Annotated in this window: 16 protein-coding genes, 1 tRNA gene and 2 pseudogenes; 3 read left to right on the forward strand and 16 right to left on the reverse strand. The window is 37.3% G+C overall.

What is annotated here, in order from left to right; genetic code table 11:
* From ABIQ28_RS14385 to ABIQ28_RS14395, 3 genes and pseudogenes are all read right to left on the reverse strand, one after another.
* A pseudogene (locus tag ABIQ28_RS14385) lies at nt 1-740 on the reverse strand (ATP-dependent DNA ligase); the annotation flags it as partial.
* On the reverse strand, nt 737-1,759 hold the full coding sequence (locus ABIQ28_RS14390) for a ligase-associated DNA damage response exonuclease (RefSeq protein WP_348038502.1): 1,023 nt from the start codon (nt 1,757-1,759) through the stop codon (nt 737-739). The gene ABIQ28_RS14390 and the pseudogene ABIQ28_RS14385, both read right to left, overlap by 4 nt.
* A gap of 200 nt (nt 1,760-1,959) precedes the next feature.
* On the reverse strand, nt 1,960-2,460 hold the full coding sequence (locus ABIQ28_RS14395) for a pyridoxamine 5'-phosphate oxidase family protein (protein WP_348038506.1): 501 nt from the start codon (nt 2,458-2,460) through the stop codon (nt 1,960-1,962).
* Between the two features lie 194 nt (nt 2,461-2,654).
* Between ABIQ28_RS14395 and ABIQ28_RS14400 the strand changes: the two genes are divergently transcribed.
* Both ABIQ28_RS14400 and ABIQ28_RS14405 read left to right on the forward strand, forming a co-directional pair.
* Entirely contained in the window at nt 2,655-3,209 is a 555-nt protein-coding gene (locus ABIQ28_RS14400) for a ferritin (protein ID WP_348038508.1), read from the forward strand.
* Between the two features lie 880 nt (nt 3,210-4,089).
* A complete protein-coding gene (locus ABIQ28_RS14405) occupies nt 4,090-5,244 on the forward strand; it encodes a hypothetical protein (protein ID WP_348038510.1) in 1,155 nt (384 codons plus the stop codon).
* A 189-nt stretch (nt 5,245-5,433) separates the two neighbouring features.
* On the opposite strand, the gene ABIQ28_RS14410 is transcribed toward ABIQ28_RS14405, so the two are convergent.
* Nucleotides 5,434-5,874 carry a DsrE family protein gene (locus ABIQ28_RS14410; protein WP_348038512.1) on the reverse strand — a complete coding sequence of 147 codons (441 nt, stop codon included), beginning with the start codon at nt 5,872-5,874 and terminating at the stop codon, nt 5,434-5,436.
* A 645-nt stretch (nt 5,875-6,519) separates the two neighbouring features.
* Between ABIQ28_RS14410 and ABIQ28_RS14415 the strand changes: the two genes are divergently transcribed.
* Nucleotides 6,520-6,593: transfer RNA gene (locus ABIQ28_RS14415), tRNA-Arg, on the forward strand.
* Between the two features lie 78 nt (nt 6,594-6,671).
* On the opposite strand, the gene ABIQ28_RS14420 is transcribed toward ABIQ28_RS14415, so the two are convergent.
* The 12 genes and pseudogenes from ABIQ28_RS14420 to ABIQ28_RS14475 all read right to left on the reverse strand — a co-directional run bounded on the left by ABIQ28_RS14420 (nt 6,672) and on the right by ABIQ28_RS14475 (nt 22,560).
* The gene (locus tag ABIQ28_RS14420) at nt 6,672-7,373 is read right to left on the reverse strand and encodes a 2'-5' RNA ligase family protein (protein ID WP_348038514.1); all 702 of its coding nucleotides are present in this window, start codon (nt 7,371-7,373) and stop codon (nt 6,672-6,674) included.
* Between the two features lie 144 nt (nt 7,374-7,517).
* Nucleotides 7,518-8,048, reverse strand: a complete 531-nt coding sequence (locus tag ABIQ28_RS14425; RefSeq protein ID WP_348038516.1) for a YcxB family protein — start codon at nt 8,046-8,048, stop codon at nt 7,518-7,520.
* A gap of 126 nt (nt 8,049-8,174) precedes the next feature.
* On the reverse strand, nt 8,175-8,363 hold the full coding sequence (locus ABIQ28_RS14430; protein ID WP_348038518.1) for a hypothetical protein: 189 nt from the start codon (nt 8,361-8,363) through the stop codon (nt 8,175-8,177).
* A gap of 202 nt (nt 8,364-8,565) precedes the next feature.
* Nucleotides 8,566-8,895, reverse strand: coding sequence for an HNH endonuclease signature motif containing protein (locus ABIQ28_RS14435; protein WP_348038520.1), 330 nt, complete (start codon nt 8,893-8,895; stop codon nt 8,566-8,568).
* Between the two features lie 492 nt (nt 8,896-9,387).
* Entirely contained in the window at nt 9,388-10,572 is a 1,185-nt protein-coding gene (locus ABIQ28_RS14440; RefSeq protein ID WP_348038524.1) for an acetate kinase, read from the reverse strand.
* 91 nt (nt 10,573-10,663) lie between these two features.
* Nucleotides 10,664-12,772, reverse strand: a complete 2,109-nt coding sequence (pta, locus tag ABIQ28_RS14445; protein ID WP_348038527.1) for a phosphate acetyltransferase — start codon at nt 12,770-12,772, stop codon at nt 10,664-10,666.
* Nucleotides 12,773-13,183: 411 nt separating this feature from the next.
* Nucleotides 13,184-13,462 (reverse strand): annotated as a pseudogene (locus ABIQ28_RS14450) (patatin-like phospholipase family protein); the annotation flags it as partial.
* A gap of 320 nt (nt 13,463-13,782) precedes the next feature.
* The gene (locus ABIQ28_RS14455; protein ID WP_348038529.1) at nt 13,783-15,273 is read right to left on the reverse strand and encodes a RagB/SusD family nutrient uptake outer membrane protein; all 1,491 of its coding nucleotides are present in this window, start codon (nt 15,271-15,273) and stop codon (nt 13,783-13,785) included.
* 16 nt (nt 15,274-15,289) lie between these two features.
* The gene (locus ABIQ28_RS14460; protein ID WP_348038531.1) at nt 15,290-18,445 is read right to left on the reverse strand and encodes a TonB-dependent receptor; all 3,156 of its coding nucleotides are present in this window, start codon (nt 18,443-18,445) and stop codon (nt 15,290-15,292) included.
* Between the two features lie 624 nt (nt 18,446-19,069).
* Nucleotides 19,070-20,227: a P1 family peptidase gene (locus ABIQ28_RS14465; protein WP_348038533.1), complete on the reverse strand. Its 1,158-nt coding sequence runs from the start codon at nt 20,225-20,227 to the stop codon at nt 19,070-19,072.
* A 10-nt stretch (nt 20,228-20,237) separates the two neighbouring features.
* Nucleotides 20,238-20,990: an amino acid racemase gene (locus ABIQ28_RS14470; RefSeq protein ID WP_348038535.1), complete on the reverse strand. Its 753-nt coding sequence runs from the start codon at nt 20,988-20,990 to the stop codon at nt 20,238-20,240.
* A 262-nt stretch (nt 20,991-21,252) separates the two neighbouring features.
* Nucleotides 21,253-22,560: a serine hydrolase gene (locus tag ABIQ28_RS14475; protein WP_348038537.1), complete on the reverse strand. Its 1,308-nt coding sequence runs from the start codon at nt 22,558-22,560 to the stop codon at nt 21,253-21,255.
* Nucleotides 22,561-22,934: the final 374 nt, after the last annotated feature.

Raw genomic sequence — 22,934 nt, forward strand, 5'->3', positions numbered from 1 at the left:
GACCAAATGAAAATCTCGTCGTTTCGTTTCACAATTTGTCCTCTGATGCCATCCCATTTGTATTCAATTTGCCAATCGTCAGGCGCACCCAATTCTGGCAATTCCTTTTCCAAACTATAGGCCAGACAAAATGGATAAGGTTTGGAGTTATCATAATTAATATGCTCGCCTTGGATCAAATCGTCAAAAGTGATGCTGTTGATATCCCAGTGACCAATAATACTGTGCATGAGTTGGTTGGCATCAATGCCAGAATATTTGGACAAGGCATTGACCAAGGTTTTTTTAGATATACCAATCCTAAAGCTTCCGCCAATTAACTTGTTGAAAATCAATCGTTCTTGCATTTGTAATCCTGACCAAGCATTCAAAACATAGGTCTTCTTTTCTTCGTCCGATTTCGATCGTAAAGCAATCAATTCTGCCATCCATGTGCTCAAGGATTTTTCGATATTTTGGACAGGTTCGGGAAGCATTAAAGCGATGGTTTCGCCCAAATCGCCCACGCTGCTATAACTTTCTAAAAAGAGCCATTCCGGATAACCTGTGATTTCTAAACACCATTGCCGCATCAAGGTCGTTTTAACGGGTCTGGCGGGACGTTTTCCTGTAAATAAAGTAATAATCCAAAGCTTGTCCTTATCCGAAGCCATCTTAAAATAATCCACCAAGGCATCAATTTTCGCATTGGTTTTATTCGTGATTTCGATGGCGCTAATGAGTTCTGAAAAATGCTTCATGAGGCTTCGGTTTTTTCGGTGGTCACTTCTTTATCATCTTCCTCGGAGCCGTATTCGGTTTTCACTTCCGCAGATGGAATACCGATTTCATTCAAATATTTTGAAAAGGTCGCTTGACTGCCGTGGGTCACATATACTTTTTCAGCTTCGGTGGCTTTCACGGCCGATAGCAGTCCATTCCAATCGGCATGGTCGCTGACGGCAAATCCTGCATCTACCGCTTGCCAACGTCGGTTACCGCGAACTTGCATCCAGCCCGAACAAATGGCGGTGGCCGCATTGGGGATTTTTTTCAACAATCGCGAGCCCAATAAACCTGGCGGCAGGATGACGATTTTATTCTGAAGTTCTTCCTTCTTAAAGTCGTAAGTGAGCAATTCCGTCTGCGGCAGCGAAATCCCAGAACTTTCAATCGCCAAATTGAGATTATGGATGGCGGAATGCACATAGATTTTATCCACGTCTTCCATGAGTTTCATGATGCGTTGTGCCTTTCCTAAGGAATAGCCCAAAAACACGCTCGTTCGGTTATGGGATTGGTTTTTCAGGACCCAATCGATCATTTGCTGCTGCAGCTGTTCTTCAGTGAGCCAATTGTAAATAGGAAGTCCAAAAGTGCTTTCGGTAATAAATTCATGACATTTAACCGGTTCAAAAGGAACGGTTAAATGATCATTTTTGACTTTATAATCGCCCGTAAAAACTACGACGAAGCCATTATATTCCATACGAATCTGTGCCGAACCAATCACATGACCAGCAGGATGGAAACTCACTTGCACGCCATTGACCAATCGCGGTTCGTTATAATTTAAAGACTCCACCTGAATATCGGCACCCAAACGGTGTTTTAAAATCGCCTTCGAATCGGTTTGACACAAATAATATTTCATGCCACTGCGCGCATGATCGGCGTGCCCGTGAGAAATTATGGCATAATCAACCGGCAACCAAGGATCGAGATAGAACTTTCCAGGGATGCAGTAAATACCTTTTTTTGTGAACTTAACGAGTTTCAATAGGAATTGGGTGTCTTATAAAGTTAATTAATAAGGTTTGTTAAGAATCAAGATACTTCGACAAGCTCAGCAAACGCCGCTTACTCCGACCATGCTCAGCACAAGTTGCTTTTAGAATCAAGCATTAAGACATCTGATGTAGGGTTCAAATACATCAAGAGATAAAAAACTCGAACTGAAGTTCGAGTTATAATAGGGCATTATGGTTTTAACTTTCCTATGTCCATGGTATCCGGTTGGTTTCCAGTAACCGCACCAACGCCCATTTTTACCAAAGTAATCAGCTTGTTGTTTTTCGGATCCCAATAAAATGCTTCGGTTGGTTTTACCGAAATCGCCGTAATATTTGGGTCATCTTTACCGTCAAACCAAGCATCGTCTGTTTTACCGTACAATTCGTCAATGATTTTTCGGTCCGTAGTAATGGCTGCCGTACCATAAACATTCAAAAATTGCATGCTGCTTTTATCCGCATAAATAAGATGCAAATGGTTGTCCGTGGTAATATTTTGATTGTGCGTGCTGTTCTTATTGCTCAAAAACCAAATATGTCCTTGATCGTCCACTTTTTTGGTACTCATCGGCACCATATGTAAGGGTGTTTCTTTAAGATTGGTCGCCATCATAGTGAAGTCGATATCTTCCGCCATGTCTTTAATTTTCTTTTTAGCGTCGTCGTTGTATAAATTTTCTCTACCCATAATTTTTTAATTTATCTATAAAATTACTAAACAGGTGATTTAACCACTGCTTCAATCCAAGAAAATTATAACTCATAAACCAAAATGCGAGCGCTGCTTTGAAACCCTTTTTTTACAAAACCCAATTGTTGCAAATGAGCTCATCCCTATTTTGAAAATTCCGTTATTTTATCCTTCATTAAAATTTACAATGGATGGACACCAATAGATTATCAAAAAAAATAGAAGACATTTTAAACCTCCAAGTGACCAAAGAAGCTGAAGCGGCACAGATTTTCCTCAGCTATGGCTGTTGGGCCGATGCTCAAGGTTATGGCGGGATCGCCAATTTCCTATTCCGACATTCTGGCGAAGAGCGCAATCATATGATGAAAGTCATGCAATATATCATGCAGCGAGGTGGCACGATTAAAATAACGGCCATAAAAGCGCCACCTGCCGATCCTACGAATTTGCAGGACTGTTTTGAAAAGACTTTCAAGCACGAAGTCGATAATACCACGGTCATTTACGAAATCGTGAACTTGGCGCATAAAGAGGGAGATTGGGCTACTTTTAATTTTGCGCAATGGTTCGTGAAAGAACAAATTGAAGAAGAGAAAATGGTCATGGAATTATTGGATAAACTTAAAATTACGGGCGGACCACAAGCAACGGACGAGTCGTTATTTAATTTGGATAAGTTTTTGGAGAATGCTCCAGACGAAGTGCCTTTCGCGCGGGATGCTTCGGTGGATAAGCCGGGATAACGGATTCTCTTTACTTAAAAACAAAAAAAGACCTTCCGCTTGAGGGTCTTTTTTGTAGTTATTACTATGAGATATCAAACTTTACTGAAGAATTATTATCGCTTGTTATAAAAAACTAAAGCGTAAAGAATTAAAAGGATCGTTCGCAAAGAGTTCAACCGACATCAAATATAAATTAATTATTATTTTCTAATTTGAATGGAACTCTCAATTTTTGATCAGCCCATCTTTAATATAAAAATTCGTTTTTCATGTTTCCTTAGGTTGGCATTTTACGGAGCATTAAACTTGAACCTCATCCCTAAGCGAAAACCGATACAGTTTTTAAAAATCTAAAAGGTGGGCGATATTTAGTTCATGGAAAATAAATTTATAGCTGTGGCTTTTTCCAAGAAGAAGTTTTTATTTTAGATTATCCCATATTTACTCCCAATAATAATACGTGGAATTATAACGCAGTCTAAGAATTCCAATATTAGGTAGCATTACACTAGTTTTTTAAAAACAACACAAGTTTATAATTGATAAATTTTTTGGATCACTGCCACATGCATTCCGTAATAAAGAAGGTGGGAGGAATTTGAGTTTTGGAAACAATAGTGCTAACACTCCATTTCATTTGATCACTTAATCAAAAACACTCTGAGAAATCTATTTCTAATTTAGTTTTGAATGGTTTGTTGGACTAGCATTTAAAAAATGAAGATTAGATTGCCCTGGCTATGTTTTTCTTATAAATCTATTGCTGTTTACCTCTAAAGCACACATTCACAAGCTGTTCAAAGGTTGAAATTTGATTTAAAGAATTAATTGATCGTCTTTTTTAACATAAAATTCCTTAAATTCATGATAGGAATTTATTAACGAAAAACCATTAATTATGAAAACAACAAAGAAAAAAGTATTAGTTGCCGTAGCTTTCGGTTTAATACTAGCGTCCTGTAGTACCGATGAGCTAAAAAAACCATCAGAACATTCTTTAGAGCTTGATAAGAGACAAGTTCAAGGTCGTTCATCAACGCTTGAAAATACTATATCTGACGGTATTGTAGGAAATTTGAATTGGACCATCTCCGGAAAAAAAGTCCACGATTTCTCGCACGATCTAAACAAGGCAGTTATACCTAGTGAGTGCGATAATACGCCATTTAGAGCTGTTACCTCCTATTATAATAATGCGCTCATCAATGGGTTTATCTCCAATTGGGACGGCAATCCAGACGCTATCAGTGTTATTTTAGACGACTATTTCGTAATTAATCAAATTGCTGCGTTGGATGATTATAAAAATGCTGATACTTTTGGAGCAAATGGTGAGTACACAAACTACGTCAAAAATAACGTCAGAAGTTTAGAAAAATTCTGGAATATGCCCAATTTAATAACGGTTAGAGGCCAGCACACTTCTTCTTTACAAGATTTGGATTTTATTCGTTTCATTTATGAGAATTATTCTAGTGCATCACCCGCCGATGTCGATTATTTTTTGAGTATTGCGGAACACTTTAATACTGCAAGTGATCAAATACCAGAAAACCCATTTTATGCTTCAGATGGTTTTGCAACTTTCGACGGATTTATTGTTATAGGTGACGGGATTGTATCTATGTTATCAGAAACTGGCTTAGACCCTAAAGTAATTTGGTCCAGTATTCTTGCCCACGAATGGGGTCACCAAATACAATTTAAGAATTATAACATTTGGAATTATCCAGTCCCGGCATTTAATGGCACTCCAGAGTCGACCCGAATGACAGAACTAGAAGCAGACTTTCTTACCGGTTATTATTTAACTCATAAGCTTGGTGGTACCTATAACTGGAAAAGAGTTGAAGATGTACTTTCGGCTTTTTACAATATTGGCGATTGTGGCTTCACTAGCCCAGGACACCACGGAACTCCAAATCAGCGCATCGAAGCAGCCAGACAAGGTTATTTATATGCAGCCAATCAACAAAAAAAGGGACATATTTCTGCCCCGCAAGTAGTACATGACGCTTTTATATCCAGATTGCCTGCCATTGTTGGATTATAATATTTATTTGATTTAGGACATAAAGTTTGCAATGATAAAAGAATTCTAAAGCACCATAACTTTAGTCTTTACATAGAGTATAGTGCTTTAAAAAATCAGATAATTTGATGTATTCTAAAATAAGAATGAAAAGACCCTCGATTGAGGGTTTTTTCTTTTATCATAGTAGAGTAATGCAACTAATTTCAATTATAATGAAATTGTTTTGTAACCATTTTCCTGCAAACCGAACATATAAGCAAAACCGTCAGGTGTTGTTTTAATTGAAGGATGATAGTCTGATTTTTTCACGCCAAAGTGATTCATCGCCGACTCACAAACCACAATGCGTACGCCCATTTTTTCACTGATTTCAATAAAGGATTTCAGACTTTCATCCGTAGCCAAATCTTTAGCGACGGCACTGATGAGTACAATCTCAAAATCCATTTTCGGATTGTTGGTTTTAAGTTCCTTACCCGTCATCACGGCGGCTTGAAAATAGCGTGCATTCGGAACGAGGATCGCATACTTACCGTCGTTTTTGACGGAATTCTCAATGTCTGAAACACTTAGTGATTGAGCGGATACTGCTGTGTAAAATACAGAGCCTACAAGAATAAAAGCGATCATTAAAAATTGATTTTTCATACTACTTTTTTAAAAAATTGGGGATTATTTATTATAAAGAGATGCTTGTACACCTCATGGGCAAAGATAGTCGGTTAAGATGGCAATGAGTGTAACCTATGTTACTGTATGGACTATGGCAAAGGGAAGCGACCTAATAAGTAGGATGTTATTTAATTTAGAATTAATTGTTTTCGGTTTAATTCTAATACAGAAATTTAGATTTATTATCAAATTACACGTAGAATAAAAAAACCTCAGATTAAATTAATCTGAGGTTCTAAACATTTAAATAGTTGATGAAATTCTATTTTTTTATTTATTCTGATTCGATGTTAACATTAATCCACTAACTCAAATCGCATCCAGACGGAGGAAGTAAGCGACGCGGTCACGGCTTCTGTTAAAAAAATTTTGAGTGCGTGGCGTGATGATGATAGAAAGGATTAACATGAAATAATGTAATAATTTCTAAGGAATACCATAATACATTTAAATGTCAAGAAACTGGTTATTAGAGAGTTTCAAAAAAGACGATATTTATTATGAATCTTTAAGTGTTTTTTTTACGATTTAGTTATGTTCTTTTAATAGAAATTGTATATTTGCCGACCGTAAGACAAATGAAAATTTGTTTTTACCATTTCAGAACGTCAGTTCTTGAATGGGCTCGTAGCTCAGTTGGATAGAGCACCTCCCTTCTAAGGAGGCGGTCACAGGTTCGAATCCTGTCGGGCTCACATCAAAAAAGCAAACCATCATAGGTTTGCTTTTTTAGTTTAAAAACATTCGTGTCCAGTAAATTTTACGAAAATTGTTTATCCGATCTCGGGAATTTTATTTATTTTAAAATGATGAAGCTTGGTCACAAATCGTTCCTGGTGGTACCAATTATTATAAACCAGTTCGATGCCATCTACGCTAAAAGTTCCAAAGTCATAAGCTCTATACTTTTCAATAATTTCTAGAAATTTTTCTTTTTGCGCTAATTTCTCCTTAAAACGAAATACTGTAGCATGCGCGGTTTGAATGAGATAGCGCTCATCCATACTCTGTTCCAAATCAGAGTTTATAAACTCCTTTCTTAATCGATCTCTCAGCTGATTTAAGCTATCATCATTTGTAAAACCTTGAATCATGATACAGGACGCCGAGGCTGTAATGCCTTTTAAACTTAAGGTCATTGCTTCCTGATTTTTGAGGCTATTTGCGATAAGCTTAATGTATGCGGGAACCTTAATTTGTGATAGTTGCAGTCCGCTATAACACGAAATCACAGAGATGACAGTAATATGAATGTCTGAATTGGGGTAGTAATATTGATTGGGTTCAATGCTATTCAGTTCGTTGAGGAATTTCTGAATTTCATTTTTAATAGCAACAGATGGTCTGATGATGAGCGACAATCCAAAACGATCATCCTGATCAGAATTTATAAGCGGATCGATTTCGTAATGATCGGAAGTGATTTTAGTGATGGAATCTTTATAAAGTTGATTATAATGGTCTTGGAGGTTCATTATGAAAGTATCTTTTGATGGCATGTAATACACAAACAATTAGCTGCAATAATTAATGAATCATTGAAACCTTAAAAGGAATCTACGAATTTGGTAACCAAATTCGAGAAGGTTTTAACCTCAAGATAAAGGAAAATCAATCGGTTAACTCCAATTTATTACCTTCAGACCTTTGGTATCCAACAATTCAACTGGCACGTCGTTTATGCCTTTTACGATTTGTCTAAAACTTTTGATATCCGTGGCACTCATATCTTTTTTAGGAATCAATATCGCCGACAAACTATTTTGATAGAGTAAAAACCAATTTCGTTTTTCAACAATCTTGAACAATTTTTCCCATTTCACTTCCATATAATACGATTCGCCATTAATCTTAAAGTCTTTAGGCGACATTACAAACTCTGAAGTTTCCTGTAATTGATTACTGGACTTATAAGTCCGTCGCATGGTCAAATAAAGGCCAGTTGGCTGCACCACAGCGATTAAGATCAAGGTCACATATTGATAAATAAGCGGTTTTGGAAGATCGAAAATTTCTAAATTAAAGAAGATAATCCACAGCAATATTAAAAAAGCCACACCTAAGAGCAATCTCAGTATCGTCTTTTCATACGCTAAGCTAAAAAGCAGCTTTACGTATTCTTTAAAATTAACTTTGGTTTTAATTTTCATATATAGGGGCTGATTATTATTTCCAATGGAAATTTTGGATGAGCTGATGGAATTCATGTTTTTCAAATATTGGAAAAATTCCCAAAAAATCCTATATTTTTCAATTCTTAAATAATAAACATGTCATTAATATTTGTTTGTTTTTATGTTTTTGAAGGATTCCACTTTTTTATCATCTTCAAAAACACTTAAAATGTAATTTGATACAGGAAGTAAAATGACATTGATTTCAGTTTTATTATTGGTTAAGGTCGCCTTCGCTATAACACCTTTATCCAGCAACTTACCTTTCATATCAGTTATATAGTAAGACATATGATCATTTTTATAATTGTCTGCTTCCAGAAGTTGCAGTGCTTTCCCAAGCCCCGATAAGACTTTGGGCTTTAACTCCGAAGGATATTAAAGTGCAAATGAGTAATGGTAGGATTTTTTTCAAGGGTTTATGGTTTTTTTAAATGGATTAATTAATGCCAACAGTGATGATTGTAAGAGAGTAATTTCATGGTGTTGTGCACTATATTTTATCCGATATTATTTGATTTCTCCGATTACAGGGTTCACACAAAAGTGGGATGTTACGATATGTATTTGAACCTCCTTTTGAAAAGGGAATAATATGGTCAAACTCTAATTTTTGATTGTTATCAAATTCTCTGCATTTTCCATTATAGATATTTTTTATTTTGTATTCATTTACAATAGTGTTTAGATTTTCTGAATTTAGAGAACCCTTATAAATCATTTCTGCTATATCTGAAATATAAGTGGTGAACGTTTTTATCGAAAGAATTATCTCAAAAGCTTGATGTAATTCTAAATCGTTTTGGGATATTGATTTTTCCATTTCTGATGTTTTCAGGTTTTATATAACTTGAATGTACTAATACGAAATAAACTTTAATCCTCCATATTTGGAATGTATAAGTAGTTTTAGAACCAATAATTCTAAGTAAGATATACTATTTTACCGTACTGAACAACAGAAAGTTACCCCTCTAATGGTAGGTAACAATTACTAATCAACAGAATCTAGATGTGGTACTTTTATCTTAATAATGATTCAGAAAAATATAAACATTAAGAAAAAAATTAAGGAATTAAGGACATTAAGAGCCTTGTCAATTACCTTCACGCTTAATTATTTTAATGCCTTAATGGTTCAAAATATTAAAATCATTAAGGTAAGGAATAATAAGGGCTTAATTATATTGAATTTTCGGTGATACCTTTTATTTCCAGAATTTTAAATTTTTAACAAAAAAAACACCGCAAATATCAAGATTCGCAGTGTTTCATTTTGATCCGTTACGGATCGTTATTAATATTTCTAAAGTAACTAACTCAACAACTCAAAAGCCTGTTTTGCTATCTCCAATTCCTCATTGGTAGGAATGACCAAAACTTTCACTTTGGAAAACGCCGTATTGATTTCTCGTAAACCTTCGGATCTTAATTCGTTTTTGGCTTCATCTAAAATAATTCCGAAGAAATCCATGTCTTCACAAACCATCTTACGGATCACACTGGAGTTTTCTCCAATGCCCGCCGTAAAAATAATCGCATCCAATCCGTTCATTGCTGCTGCGTAGGAACCAATGTATTTTTTAATGCGATAGGCGTTCATGGTCAAAGCAAGGATGCAATCCTTATCTCCTTTTTCAGCTTCTGCTTGAATATCTCTTAAATCCATATGTCCGGTTAGGCCCAACATCCCACTTTTGTTTGTGAGGAGTGTTTTGACTTCATCCAACGTATAATTCAAGTTATTGACCAAATGGAAAATAATGGCATGATCGATATCGCCACTTCTGGATCCCATAATCAAACCGTTGGACGGCGTGAAACCTAAGGTGTGGTCAATACTTTTACCATCTTTAACGGCGGTCATACTGCAGCCATTTCCTAAGTGAATGGTAATGATTTTTGAGGCTTTAGGCTTTAAATAAGCAATTGCTTTCTCAGAAACATATTGGTGGCTTGTGCCGTGAAATCCGTACACTTGAATGCCATGCTCTTCATAAAGTGCATTAGGAATGGCATATTTTTTAGCCTTTTCCGGAATCGTTTGATGAAAAGCGGTATCGAAAATGGCAACTTGTTTTGCTGAAGGGAAAATCTCTTCAGCCACCAGAATACCTTCAAGATTCCCAGGATTGTGCAAAGGTGCCAATGCTGCATATTGTTGAATCTTAGCCTTCACTTCCGAGGTGATTAACGTCGTGTCTGAAAACGAGTTGCCGCCGTGAACCACACGATGTCCTACTACTTCGATTTCATCCGTTTTGGCAATGACACCATTTTCTTTATCGAGCAACAAATCAACAACTTTGCGTAGTCCTTGTTTGTGATTTTCTATATTATGGGTGTGCTGAATTGTAGTTTTACCTGTTTTGTAGTTTATAGTGGCAAATTGATAGCCAATGCGCTCCACTAATCCTGAACATATCAAGGTTTCGGAAGGCATATCCATTAACTGAAATTTGATGGAAGAGCTTCCAGAATTGATGATTAATATTTTCATGTTTTTTTATTTTTCGACTTTTGTCATAATTCTTGATATTTAGAGCGAAGCGTTCCCCTGTCCGCAGACAGGGACTACATTTAAAAATATTTTAAATCCCTTGCGCCTGAATTGCTGTCACAATAATGGTGTTATAAATATCATCTACGGTGCAGCCCCGACTTAAATCGTTAACTGGTTTATTCAAACCTTGAATGATTGGCCCAATGGCTAAGGCTTTTGTTTCGCGTTGTACCGCTTTATAGGTGTTGTTTCCGGTATTCAAATCAGGGAAAATAAAGACATTGGCTTGACCTGCAACTTCCGAATCTGGAAGTTTTAGTTTACCCACATGCATATCTACCGCGGCGTCATATTGGATAGGCCCTTCTACTTTGAGATCAGGTCTTTTTTCTTTGACGATTCTTGTAGCTTCACGTACACGTTCCACATCTGCTCCTACTCCTGATGATCCTGAAGAATAGGATAACATCGCAATTTTTGGTTCAATCCCAAAAACCAAACTGGTGGCTGCAGAGGAAATGGCAATATCTGCCAATTGTATCGCGGTTGGGTTTGGATTAATGGCACAATCGCCATACACCGAAACGCGATCGTCCAAGAGCATGAAAAACACCGAAGACACAATCGGCGCTTCTGGTTTGGTTTTAATAAATTGAAGTGCGGGCAGAATGGTATGTTGCGTGGTATGTGCGGCACCCGAAACCATCCCGTCGGCATCGCCTTTATAAACCATCATCGTCCCAAAATAGGACACATCCTCCATGAAATCCTTAGCCATCGCCAAATTGACATTCTTGTGTTTGCGAAGTTCATAAAGCGTTTCTGAATAGGATTCAAAATAAGCAGATTCAATAGGATTTATAACCGTCACCTTGTTCAGATCCAATCCAATATCCAAGGCTACAATTTTATCCTCAATCTGTTTTTTATCGCCAAGTAAGGTTATGGTCACGACATCAAGATCCACCAATCGTTTGGTGGCGCGCAAGATGCGCTCATCCAATCCTTCGGGCAAGACAATATGTTTTTTATTGACTTTTGCTTTTTGAAACAAATTATACTGAAACATTCGCGGCGTAATGCCCTTGGTTTCGAAGGTAATCAGACGTTCAACCAAGGCGTCTACTTTGACGTATTTTTCAAATTCCTTAATGGACGTCGTGATCTTGTCTGTGTTTTCGGCATAAATCTGCGATTGGATATTCCCGATACAGTTTGTGACCGAGAAGGTTCCGCCTTCAACCAAAATAATAGGCACAACATCGGGCTGTCCTTCAATAAGTTTGAGAATGGAGTCTTCCGGCATAATGCCACCGGTCAGCACAATTCCTGATATGGATGGGTAATTATCTGAAATATTAGCTTGGAGCGCACCCAAAATAATATCGGCGCGGTCACCAGGCGTGATCACCAAGGCATTTTCTTTTAAATGATTGAGATAATTGGGCAGTTGCATGGCGCCCACACTAAAGTGGCCCGCTTGATTATTAATAAAAGCTTCTCCAAAAAGAACTTTGGCATCTAAAGTGTCCACAATTTCCTTAATGGACGGATTCGCCAAAGTGCTGTTTAACGGAATGGCGCTTACAATGACCTCTGAAGGCAGATATTTTTCTAATTCCGATACTACCAGAGTAAGATTTTTTGGTTCTATTTTATTGGCGATCACGGCGATAACTTCGACACCTTTGTCTCTAAAGGAATCAAACGCCATTTGTAAGTTACCCACAAATTCCTCCAATGTTTTTCCAACACCTCCGCCAATAATAATGGCTGGGACACCTAAGTTTTTGGCAATCAAAACGTTCATGTCAAACTCCATGATAGAGCCTTCACCAATAAAACTGGTGCCTTCCACCAAAATAAAGTCGAAACGCGCTTCAAGGGCCTTATATTTTTCAATGATCTTACCAAGAATCTCATCGTCCTTGTTTTCATTCTTCTTACGAATAACCTCGCTCCTGGTAAATGCGTAAGCATCTTCAAACTTGATATCCAATTTGAAATAACTTGACACGGTATTGATATGGTTATCGATTTTACCGGGCTTGAAATCGTCGATAATCGGTCTGAAATAAGCTACTTTGGCTGCTTTTCCCAATAGTGATTGCATGAGTCCGAGAGAAATAATCGACTTCCCGATATTGGGTTCTGTGGTGGCAATATAAATGCCCTTGTTGGTTGTTTTTTTTGACATATTTTTATACAACTATGTTTAAATATTTTCCTTTCAAATATGGAACAAAAATAGGCATTTCATTTCTTAAAGCAAAGGCCGTTACCCCTATATAATCAAGAGATTTCACAGCTGTTTCGTGGGGTAATTTCAGATCTAAATTTTTGTCAATTCACATGATTTCCATCATGATTTTAACATAAAGATTTCCGTATTAATTGGGAATATCGGGGATTGATAATTCGTGTTGAAAAGATCCTAAATTATGAGCTGAAGTAACCGTCGGATGTATTAAAAAACAATGTACCTTAAACTGAAATTTTATCCAAGTGGAAAGTTAGTTTAAGTCTGTTTTTATAACTAGAAACTCTATTTAATTGGAACGATTTAATTGAAATCCAACGCCTATAAAAAAGCGAAGTTTATCGGGTTTTTTGTAAGACTCGCAATGCTATCTCCAGAATACCCCGCAGCATAAAGTCCACCCACAATACTCCCCATACTGTTTCCCACCACCAAATCGGGTACAATTCCCAATGAATCGAGCGCCTGCAATGCGGGGATATGCGCCAAACCTTTCGCACCTCCACCACTCAAGACCAAAGCCACTTTTGTTTTTTTATCTTGCGCCAGTCCTTCAAATGATAAAACAACAGATAATAAGACTACTAAAAAACAGCAACTGTTTTTTAAAAATGAACCCTTTTGCATAGGATAAATTACTTATGGATGTAATGCACAAAGATAAGCTTTTCGAAAATTTTATGAAGATTTGAAAATTTTAAAATTTCGTTTCGATCTTAACTCTGTATCGACTGATTTTGAATCAACACCAACCAAATCAAATTGTCTGATTGTTTTTTCATAATAAAGCATATCGATTCTTGCCTAAAGTTTGAAGTAATCGTAAAAATGGTTTGATCCTTCTGTTTGGAATACAACCTAAGCAAATAAAAAAAGCCTAAAAAATCAAAGATTTCTTAGGCTTTTAGCGGTCTGTTTGTCCAGATTAAATTAAATGCTTTTCTATTTTAGTACCCGGGATTCTGTTGTGCACCAAGTCCAGGATTAGCATTAATTTCATTCTTTGGAATTGGCAGAACAATCTTATTAAAAGTCAGATCAATGGTCTTAGGTCTTGCTATAATCGGCAGATCATTAAAATCATCATTAAAAGTAATTGGTTTTCCTAAGCGGAGCATATCAAAATAGCGTTGCCCTTCAGTGAAAAGCTCCTTACTTTTCTCATCCAAAATCATATCAATACTGATAGTACCTGCTGTGGCCGGAGCTAGATTAGGAGCTCTTTTACGAATCGCATTCAGGTAATCGGCAGCCAAATCTTTGTCAGAATGAAAAGCTGCTTCTGCGGCGATTAAATATACTTCTGATAATCTGATCACTTTAATGTTAACCGCTGTAGGCGTTGATTTTCCATCACCAGCAAGCAGCGTATTTCCACTATACTTATAACTTGCCCCCAAGTGAATGGCTTCAGAAGCAAACTCTCTATCGTCGCCCATAATCCCCCATCTCACATCACTTGCATCCTGGCCTAATCGCGCTATATAGTAATCACTCGCAAAATATTGTCCGTTGGCACTACTGGATCCATACAGTTGCTTTCTGAAATAAATACTCAAGCTGCCATTGCCATGATCGTTTTCATTAGGCACAATCCCTAATTCAAAAATTGATTCGGAACCAAATTGTTTTGTCCAAGAATCTACCCATGCACTATTGGAATACAGTTGATACGTTCCTGAATTGATCACTTCCTGAGCAGCAGCAAGCGCTTGAGGATAATTAGCCATACTCAAATAGACGCGTGCCTGCATTGCTTTATTAGCATAATAGTTTAGGTAACCATTGTTTTTGGATTTAGATAAAAGCGATTCAGCTGCCAACAAATCAATCATGATCTGTTTGTAGTTATCTTCTACCGACGCTCTTAAAGGTTGCTCTAAAGCATCAATTGGAGTTAAAATGTTTGGAACGCCATATGATGCTTTGTCGAAGGTATAAGGCTTGCCGTAAATTCGAACCAAGTCAAAATATAGTATGGCACGAAGCGTTAAGGCTTGTCCTTTTATATCGTTAAAATTACCTTCGCCTTGCACTTTATCAATGCTCTCTATAAGATAATTGGTTTGTAAAATTCTATTGTACATACCATTCCAAAATTCTTCAAAAGTATTTGATGTCGGTGTACTATTAAAAGTATACATATCACTCAACCCCCTTCCCAAGGTTCGGGTAGTGACCTCACCTCCTTTTGCTTCAGCATATACCATAAAGTTACGTCCATAATAAGTAAGGTCGGTCATTCTACGCATGATTCCTGATAGCATCACTTTTGCATCGGCTACAGTTCCAATGGCTGTAGATGAATCGCCAGCATTTGTTGGTGGGACATCTAAAAAATCCTCCTCACAGGAAGTGAACCCCAAAGACATGATTAAAGCCGTTATTATAACCAGCGATGTTTTATTTAAATATTTCATGTGTTTCATGTTTTTCATGTTTTTCATTTTTCGTTTAGAAGCTTAATTCAATACCAAAAGTGTAGTTTTTTGCAAAAGGCAACTCCCAACCTTTGGTTGCAAATTGATTTACTTCAGGATCCGCATACTTGTATTTTGAAGAGGTAAATAAGTTTGTTCCCACAGCAAATACTCTTAGGCTTGAAAGTTTCATTTTTTCTGTTACGGACGAAGGAAAATCATAGCCCAAGTTGATGTTTTTCAATCTCAAAAAGGTAGCGTCATAAAGGTGTCGGCTACTGTATTGAGTTACGCCTTCTTCATCGGTACCTCTAACTTTAGGCAAGGATCCATTTGGGTTTTCTTCAGTCCACATATTGTCAACAGCATATTGTGAACGCATTCTTTCCCAATAAAGTCCATCATCAGCAACTTGCTGGTCAACAGAATCATAAAGGTATCCTCCAATTTTATAAATAAAGTTTAATCCAAGTGAAACACCTTTATACGCTACCTGAGTGTTAAATCCTCCTTGAACATCTGGAAAGGCATCTCCAATAATGGTTTCATTAGCTTTATTAAAATCGTAGGTTGCACCTCTACCATTTAGTAAAAAGTCACCCGCAGTAGCGCTGGCTGGATCATTGACGTAAAACATATTAACGCCATTAGTGCGGTCTACTCCCGCATACTCATAACCATAAAATGCCAGTGTAGATTCTCCTTCTCTATAAATGTATTGGGCTCTTTTATCGACATTGTCATACCATCTGATATCTGCACCTTCATTCAAGGTTTTAACGGTTGACTTCACAAAGGAAGCATTCGCACTCGCGCTCCATACAAAATCTTTGCTATCAATAATTTTACCGCCAAGTTGTAATTCGATGCCATGATTGTTAATTGACCCAATATTTCTTAAAGTTGAACTAAAACCGGTAACTCTTGAAATTGGAACACTTTGTAAAAGGTCGTTCGAATCACGATTAAAATATTCGATAGTTCCATAAAGTCTGTTTTTGAACAATCCGAATTCCAAAGCCACGTCCGAAATACTATTCGTTTCCCAAGAAAGATTAGGATCAGAAATATTAGTAAGCTCTGAACCTGGTAAGCTCATGTATTTAGCAGAATAGCCTATTAAAGATCTCCAGCCATAATTAGATGGTGGTAAAGTACCGTTGATTCCGTAGGAAGCACGAATTCTTAGTGAACTAATAGTTTCAATATTTTCCATGAATGGTTCTTTATCGATACTCCAAGCACCTGATACCGACCAGAAATTCCCCCAACGTGAGTTCGGTCCTAGTTTTGAACTTCCATCTCTCCGTAAAGATCCCGCCAAATGATATTTTCTATTGTAATTATATTCCAATTTTGACAAGTAGGACATCATGGAGTTACCCCAAGCATGAGCAGCGGCATCAGTGTCTCCTGCAGTTGAAACAGTGTGCAATCCACTCGCTGGTAAATCTGTACCTGTTGATCTTTGAAAAGTAGTTCGATTGCGCTCCGTTTCAAAACCTACAAGTGCATTGAAATTATGCACTCCAAAACTTTTGTCATAGACTAAAGTCGTCGAAGAAACGGCACGCTTTTCATTGGTAGACATTTCGTTCACTTCTCCCAATCCCTTACCATTATAATGTAAACGACTATAATAAAGGTGGTCTTTCGTTTCGCTATTGTCATAAGAGAAAATCGTTTGTGCTGTTAATTCTGGTAAAATATTCACTTTAACGGTTTCTATGATGCGTGTTTGAAAAACTTTTGAGAAATTTTCCCATTCATTATCATGAAACAAGTTATTGTAAGCGAAGCTATTTCCATAACGCCCAGTATAGGTTTGGCCAGTTTTATAATCGGTTGGCCAATACACTCCAAATAAACGGCTGCGGACGGCCTGAAAATAATTCGCTCCAGCATTATTGGTATCATTAAAACCGGTTAATGTACTTCCGGAAACATTGACATTGGATCCAAATTCAATAAAATTGCCTATTTTTTGAATCACATTGACACGTCCAGAGAAGCGGTCATAATTATTTTCTTTCACACGGCCGTCATTTCGGGTATAAGAGAAGGATGAAAAGTAGGTAGTTTTATCTGTTCCACCACTTACCGCAACATCATTTGTTAAGTTGACAGCGTTTCTAAAAAATTCATCTTGCCAATTGTAAAATTGACCTTCTCTATTTAAGACGCCATCTGTTTTACCTGTAATCACAAGGTTCTCGCCTGGACCAGTACCATTGGTGGCAAAAATATATCCATATTTCCCAAAGCGATTGTTTAAGGATCTTAAAGCATAGGCATTAGATTGTACCGCAGTGCCACCTCCAGACAACTCAGCATCATAATAGACACGATATAGATAGTCAAGGTTATCCTCAGTACTAGCCGGTTCCCAGTTGTCGGTTGCCCAAGAAGGAGAAAAACCTATGGACGTTTTTAAACTAATTTTTGGCTCTCCTGTCTTTCCTTTTTTGGTCGTGATTAAAACCACACCATTAGCCGCTCGCGACCCGTAAAGAGATGAGGCTGCAGCATCCTTTAAAATTGAAATCGACTCGATGTCCTCAGGATTCAATGAGTTTAAAACGTTATTGCTGGTATAAATATAGCCTTGCAATTGCCCCGAGTTATCAGAAGCAACAGGAACACCATCGATCACATACAATGGTTCTGTTGAAGCGTTTATCGACCCAACCCCTCTAATTTGTATACTGGTTGCCGATCCCACTTGCCCTGATCCCTTTGTTATCTGAACACCTGGTGCTTTACCGACCAAGGCGTCTTGAAAAGAAGTATTTTGAGCTAACTGAAGATCTGATGCTTTAATAACGTCAGCTGAACCCGTATAGCTTTCTTTGGTTGCCGTCCCATAGGCTACAACGAAAACCTCATCCAAGGCCACGCCTTCCATAAGAGTGACATCAATCGTATTAGAAGTTTTTACAGTGATTTTTTGCTCATTGTATCCAACACTTGTAAAAACAAGCGTTTGTCCTTCAGCAACGTTAATCGTATACTTTCCATCGAAGTCCGTAGTTGTACCACGGGCTGTGCCATTAATGATAATATTGGCCCCAGCTATTGGTACGCCATTATTATCTATTACGGTGCCGCTTACAATTTTTTCCTGTGCAAAACCAGTTTGAACCAGAAACAAAAGTAGAAATGTTAGAATTCCAAATTTTTTCACTCTCATAGTTTAAATAATTAGTTAGTTAATTTGTGAAGATTATAGCAGTTTTATTAACAAAACTTTATAGTAACCTTAACAAATATAATTTTATTTTTCAGAAATGCAAATTGAGCTTGGCATAAGAAAGGTTAAAAAGAAGTTTATTTTGAGTCGGTGGAAATAGAATAAAATCACTTATTAAGGCCTGAATTCATTCAGAAAACAAGCTTACATATACCAGAATTCAGTTTAAAAGGTCAATTCTGAAAATAGAGGCTTGCCGACTTGAAGAGCGTCACATATTCAGTTTGTAGTTATTTTCCTGTTAAACCAAGAGACTCTAATCAACCTGTTCAATCAGAAATATTTATTAAAAAAGGAGTGTGATTTTAACCCTTTGAGAAAGGGTTAGCGCTTAATTAAAAAAGATAATTTGGAATGAATATAAAATAAAAATTCTTTTCTATATTTTACAATACTGAAAAGAAGCTATAAGATTTGGATGTTAGAAACCAATTTCGCAAATGCAACCCAACTAAAAAACTCAACAAAATGGCGAAAAAGAATTGGCCGAGCGATTTCATCAAAAACGCTCGGCCAATCCATCCATTAAAAAATTGCTGAAAACAGCTTTCGCTGCGCTCCTAGTTATTTTTTCTTATTCTTTGGTTTTTCACGCGCATTATACTTATCCATGATTTTGAGGGTTTCGGCAATAGGCAATGCTTTCATCGTTCGTCCTTTTTGACCTGTCATGTCAGTGGCCATAAAAAGTGAATTATAAATAGCTTCTTCACTAGCCTCAAGTACGGCAAGAAATAAGGGAGACATTTCATCATTCGGAACATCTATGATTTTTCTTTCCATTTCTTTAGAGTCGTGAGGAATTCGCAAGTCTGGATGCGTGCTAAAGGCAATGCTATAATCGCCACTGCCGTTGGACGAAAAAGAGCCCACCTTTCCAAAAGCTAAAAAGGATCGTTTTGCTAAGCGCTCTAAATTGCGTGCCGATAATGGGGCATCCGTAGCAATGATGATCATACACGACCCATCCACCACATAAGGCACATCTTCCGCCATGTAAAAGTTATTCAATTCTTTTCCTACAGGAGCGCCATTTATGGTCAGAATGCCTCCAAAATTAGTTTGAACCAGGACCCCAACGGTATAGCCGCCTTTGTCCTTTGGGAGCACCCGAGAGGAGGTTCCGATGCCGCCTTTAAATCCTAACGCTCTTGTTCCGGTTCCTGCGCCCACGTTTCCTTCTTCAACTTTCCCCATGGTGGCCGATTTTATGGCCTCTTGAACATGAGAAGTGGTTACGTGACGGCCTCTAATGTCATTGAACCATCCATCGTTGGTTTCGCCAACCACCGGGTTTACAGAGCGAAGTCCAGCATTCTCAGGAATGGATAACGTGTAATCTATCAAAGCATTTGCTACCAAAAACGCATTAAGTGTATTGGTCAATGCAATGGGCGATTCCAGATTTCCAAGTTCTACGATTTGCGTGGTACCGATAGCTTTTCCAAATCCGTTGCCAACAAAAACGGCTGCAGGAACTTTCTCTTGAAATACATTGCCTTGATGTGGCATAATCACGGTCACTCCCGTGCGAATGGAATCACCTATAATTAGCGTCTTTTGACCCACCGCAACACCTTTGACGTCGGTAATGGCATTAAAATGCCCAGGCGTAAGAATACCTGGTGCAATTCCTAAATCTCTTGCTCTAGCACGTTCTTGAGCGTGGATGCTAAATGTAACATTCAATATAATTAAGAAGCTGATTATTTTTTTTGACATAAATAACGATTTAAAGTGGTTTCAGTTTATCAGGATTACTTTTATAAATTAAGGCTCTCGCCAAAATATTGGTAGGATCGATAGTGATGACCCCATTAATATTTGACTCTGTAATGGCCAGAGGGATTTCTGTACAGCCCAAAATGGCGATTTCTGCCCCCTCCTCTTTAAGAAAGGCCATGCCTTGCATTAAATTTTCCCTCGCCTGTGGATGTATCGGATTGGACGTGGTTTTAATGCCATAGGTTTTATGGTAAATAGCGGGATGAATACTATTTTCTTGCATTTCCAATGACGGCACAATCACTTCGTAGCCTTTTGATTGTAATGCAGAGGCATATAATTTACTTTTATAAGTTCCCGTAGTGGACAACACGCCTATTTTAGTGACCTTAGGATAATGGTCAGCAATAAACGCTACCGTTTCATTAATCATATGTAACAGTTCAATAGTGCTGTTGGCTTTTTTTAGTTCACTTTGAATAACCTCGAATATTTGGTCTGAATGCGCCGTATTGCAAGGAATTCCTGCAATAGTTGCACCTGCCTTTTCCAGCTTTAAAAGCACTTTTACGATAGCATGAGCTGGATTATCTTCTGTATTCCCAATTAAATATTCGGTACGATCATCAATTGTGGAAGACATGGATATCAAAATGGCATCCAAATGTTCCTGATCCGTATTTGCTTGGGTATTGTTAAAAATTTTATTAAGTAAATCTGTTCCTGCATAGGGACCTACGCCACCGACGATACCAATCATATATGTGTTTTTTCAATTAAAATGAATAGTAACAAATTTAATAGTATTAATGGCATAATAACTAGAAATAGAAAAAGAGATCCGTTTTAATGTTGCGTTTGTGGATAGCGGTATAAATTTTCAGGTACGTTGGTATAAAGAGGGCTAATAATTCAACACGATATTTAGGAGCATCCATAAGGAATCCCAATACCAAATATTAAGCATTGTACAATCTCTGTTTTCAAATGTCAGATGGTTTCTTGAGGCAACTCTAATAGTCTCAACGATTTATTTGTCTCCAAATTTTCGGACCAAAATCATCCTCATACATCAGTCTGTTAGTTCGCGTTGGATGCACACGATTGGAAAGAATAATTAAAAATCTGTTTGTATCAGGATTCATAAAGAAAAAGGTTCCCGTATAGCCCGTATGTCCAAAATCATGTTTTTTATAAAACGCATCGGGCTGTCGTTTGTCAAAACCGAGGCCACGATAAATTCCTTTTTTGGCTAGTGGCGATTTAGTGAACTTTTTAACCACTTTTCGCTTTAGAATTTGTTTTCCCCGATATTCTCCTTTATTGAGTAACATCTGACAAATAACGGCGATGGATTCGGCATTAGCAAATAAGCCTGCATTTCCAGAAACACCACCTAAAATAGCCGCTGCTTCATCATGCACATAACCGTGTAAGGTATCTTTTCTGAAAAAATTATCGATCTCGGTCGGGATCACATGCTCTTCAGTCGTCCATTTCAAAGGATTGTAGCCAATATTTGAAAGGCCCAAGTCCTTAAAGTTTTCCTGCGCCAAGGCATCCAAGGTCTTTCCTGTTTTGGCTTCCATCATTTGTTGTACCAAAATCAAATTCAAGTCGCTGTATAAATAGCTGCCTCGAGGATGTGTACGCGCCAAAGCTATTTGACCAGAAACCGTTTTATAAAATTCGGGATTTAACCACATCTTTTTATAAACCTGAACATAATGGTCCTTGGGTTCAATGGAAAGATATTGGGGATCATAAATGATATTTTTATGGACATACATATCGCCGAACAACTCGGGATAATCCTCAGATTTCGCATTATTTAAAAGCGGTGATCCATCCGGAGTTGAAAGTAAACCTTGATAAAAGGTAATGAAAGGTTTTAGGCCTGAGGTATGTGTTAATAATTCAAAAAGCGTTATATCGGCAATGGGCGTATGTTTATAAAAAGCAACCGCAACGCCTAACTTATCATTTAAATCTATTTGATCTTCTCCCACCAAACGCATAGCCACAAGGGTCGCTCCCAAAACCTTGGACATCGAAGCCAAATCGTAAACATCCTCAGGTATTACTTGTTGTTCTTTTGAGTAATCGTGATATCCATAATTTTTCGAGATATAAATAGAATCCTTACTGCCCACGATAATTTGAGCGCCAGGAAAAAAGCCTTTTTCAAGAGCATTGTTCATCATCGAATCGATGTAGATTTCGTTGAGCTTGGCATCGAAAACGCTTGTTGAATGTTTCAAGGATCTGCAGCCCACCAGTGATAGGATCAAAAAAGCAAACACGAAACTAAATCCTATTTTTTTCATCATGGATAAATTCTTAAAATTGATCAGACATCAGAAGTTTTATTAATCTTCCGACTTTCTTGAATTGTGTTTCATTAAGTTATCGAATAGATATGAACCTAACAAGTAATGTAATTACAGTATCTATTCAGGATTCACAAATCCATAATATTAAAAAACATTATTTTGCGTTATTTTAAAAATCAAACCCTAAAGAATGCAAAAAAACGCAGACTGGTTGAATAAAAGAATGTATTATAATATGTTCACACCCGATTTTCGATACTCATCCAATCGCGAATCTTGAGGATCTAAATTGGTTACGATGGTATCCAATTGATGAAGCTCACACACACTATGTGGCATTTTAGTGTTCAACTTATCCGATGAAAACATTG

It is taken from the genome of Gelidibacter sp. (genome assembly GCF_039916245.1).
Classification (GTDB): domain Bacteria; phylum Bacteroidota; class Bacteroidia; order Flavobacteriales; family Flavobacteriaceae; genus Gelidibacter.

Bases quoted from the DNA above. Each gene is read 5' to 3' on its own strand.
- ABIQ28_RS14395 (WP_348038506.1), bottom strand. From the start codon at position 2,460: ATGGGTAGAGAAAATTTATACAACGACGACGCTAAAAAGAAAATTAAA.
- ABIQ28_RS14400 (WP_348038508.1), top strand. From the start codon at position 2,655: ATGGACACCAATAGATTATCAAAAAAAATAGAAGACATTTTAAACCTC.
- ABIQ28_RS14405 (WP_348038510.1), top strand. From the start codon at position 4,090: ATGAAAACAACAAAGAAAAAAGTATTAGTTGCCGTAGCTTTCGGTTTA.
- ABIQ28_RS14410 (WP_348038512.1), bottom strand. From the start codon at position 5,874: ATGAAAAATCAATTTTTAATGATCGCTTTTATTCTTGTAGGCTCTGTA.
- ABIQ28_RS14420 (WP_348038514.1), bottom strand. From the start codon at position 7,373: ATGAACCTCCAAGACCATTATAATCAACTTTATAAAGATTCCATCACT.
- ABIQ28_RS14425 (WP_348038516.1), bottom strand. From the start codon at position 8,048: ATGAAAATTAAAACCAAAGTTAATTTTAAAGAATACGTAAAGCTGCTT.
- ABIQ28_RS14430 (WP_348038518.1), bottom strand. From the start codon at position 8,363: ATGTCTTACTATATAACTGATATGAAAGGTAAGTTGCTGGATAAAGGT.
- ABIQ28_RS14435 (WP_348038520.1), bottom strand. From the start codon at position 8,895: ATGGAAAAATCAATATCCCAAAACGATTTAGAATTACATCAAGCTTTT.
- ABIQ28_RS14440 (WP_348038524.1), bottom strand. From the start codon at position 10,572: ATGAAAATATTAATCATCAATTCTGGAAGCTCTTCCATCAAATTTCAG.
- pta (WP_348038527.1), bottom strand. From the start codon at position 12,772: ATGTCAAAAAAAACAACCAACAAGGGCATTTATATTGCCACCACAGAA.
- ABIQ28_RS14455 (WP_348038529.1), bottom strand. From the start codon at position 15,273: ATGAAAAACATGAAACACATGAAATATTTAAATAAAACATCGCTGGTT.
- ABIQ28_RS14460 (WP_348038531.1), bottom strand. From the start codon at position 18,445: ATGAGAGTGAAAAAATTTGGAATTCTAACATTTCTACTTTTGTTTCTG.
- ABIQ28_RS14465 (WP_348038533.1), bottom strand. From the start codon at position 20,227: ATGTCAAAAAAAATAATCAGCTTCTTAATTATATTGAATGTTACATTT.
- ABIQ28_RS14470 (WP_348038535.1), bottom strand. From the start codon at position 20,990: ATGATTGGTATCGTCGGTGGCGTAGGTCCCTATGCAGGAACAGATTTA.
- ABIQ28_RS14475 (WP_348038537.1), bottom strand. From the start codon at position 22,560: ATGATGAAAAAAATAGGATTTAGTTTCGTGTTTGCTTTTTTGATCCTA.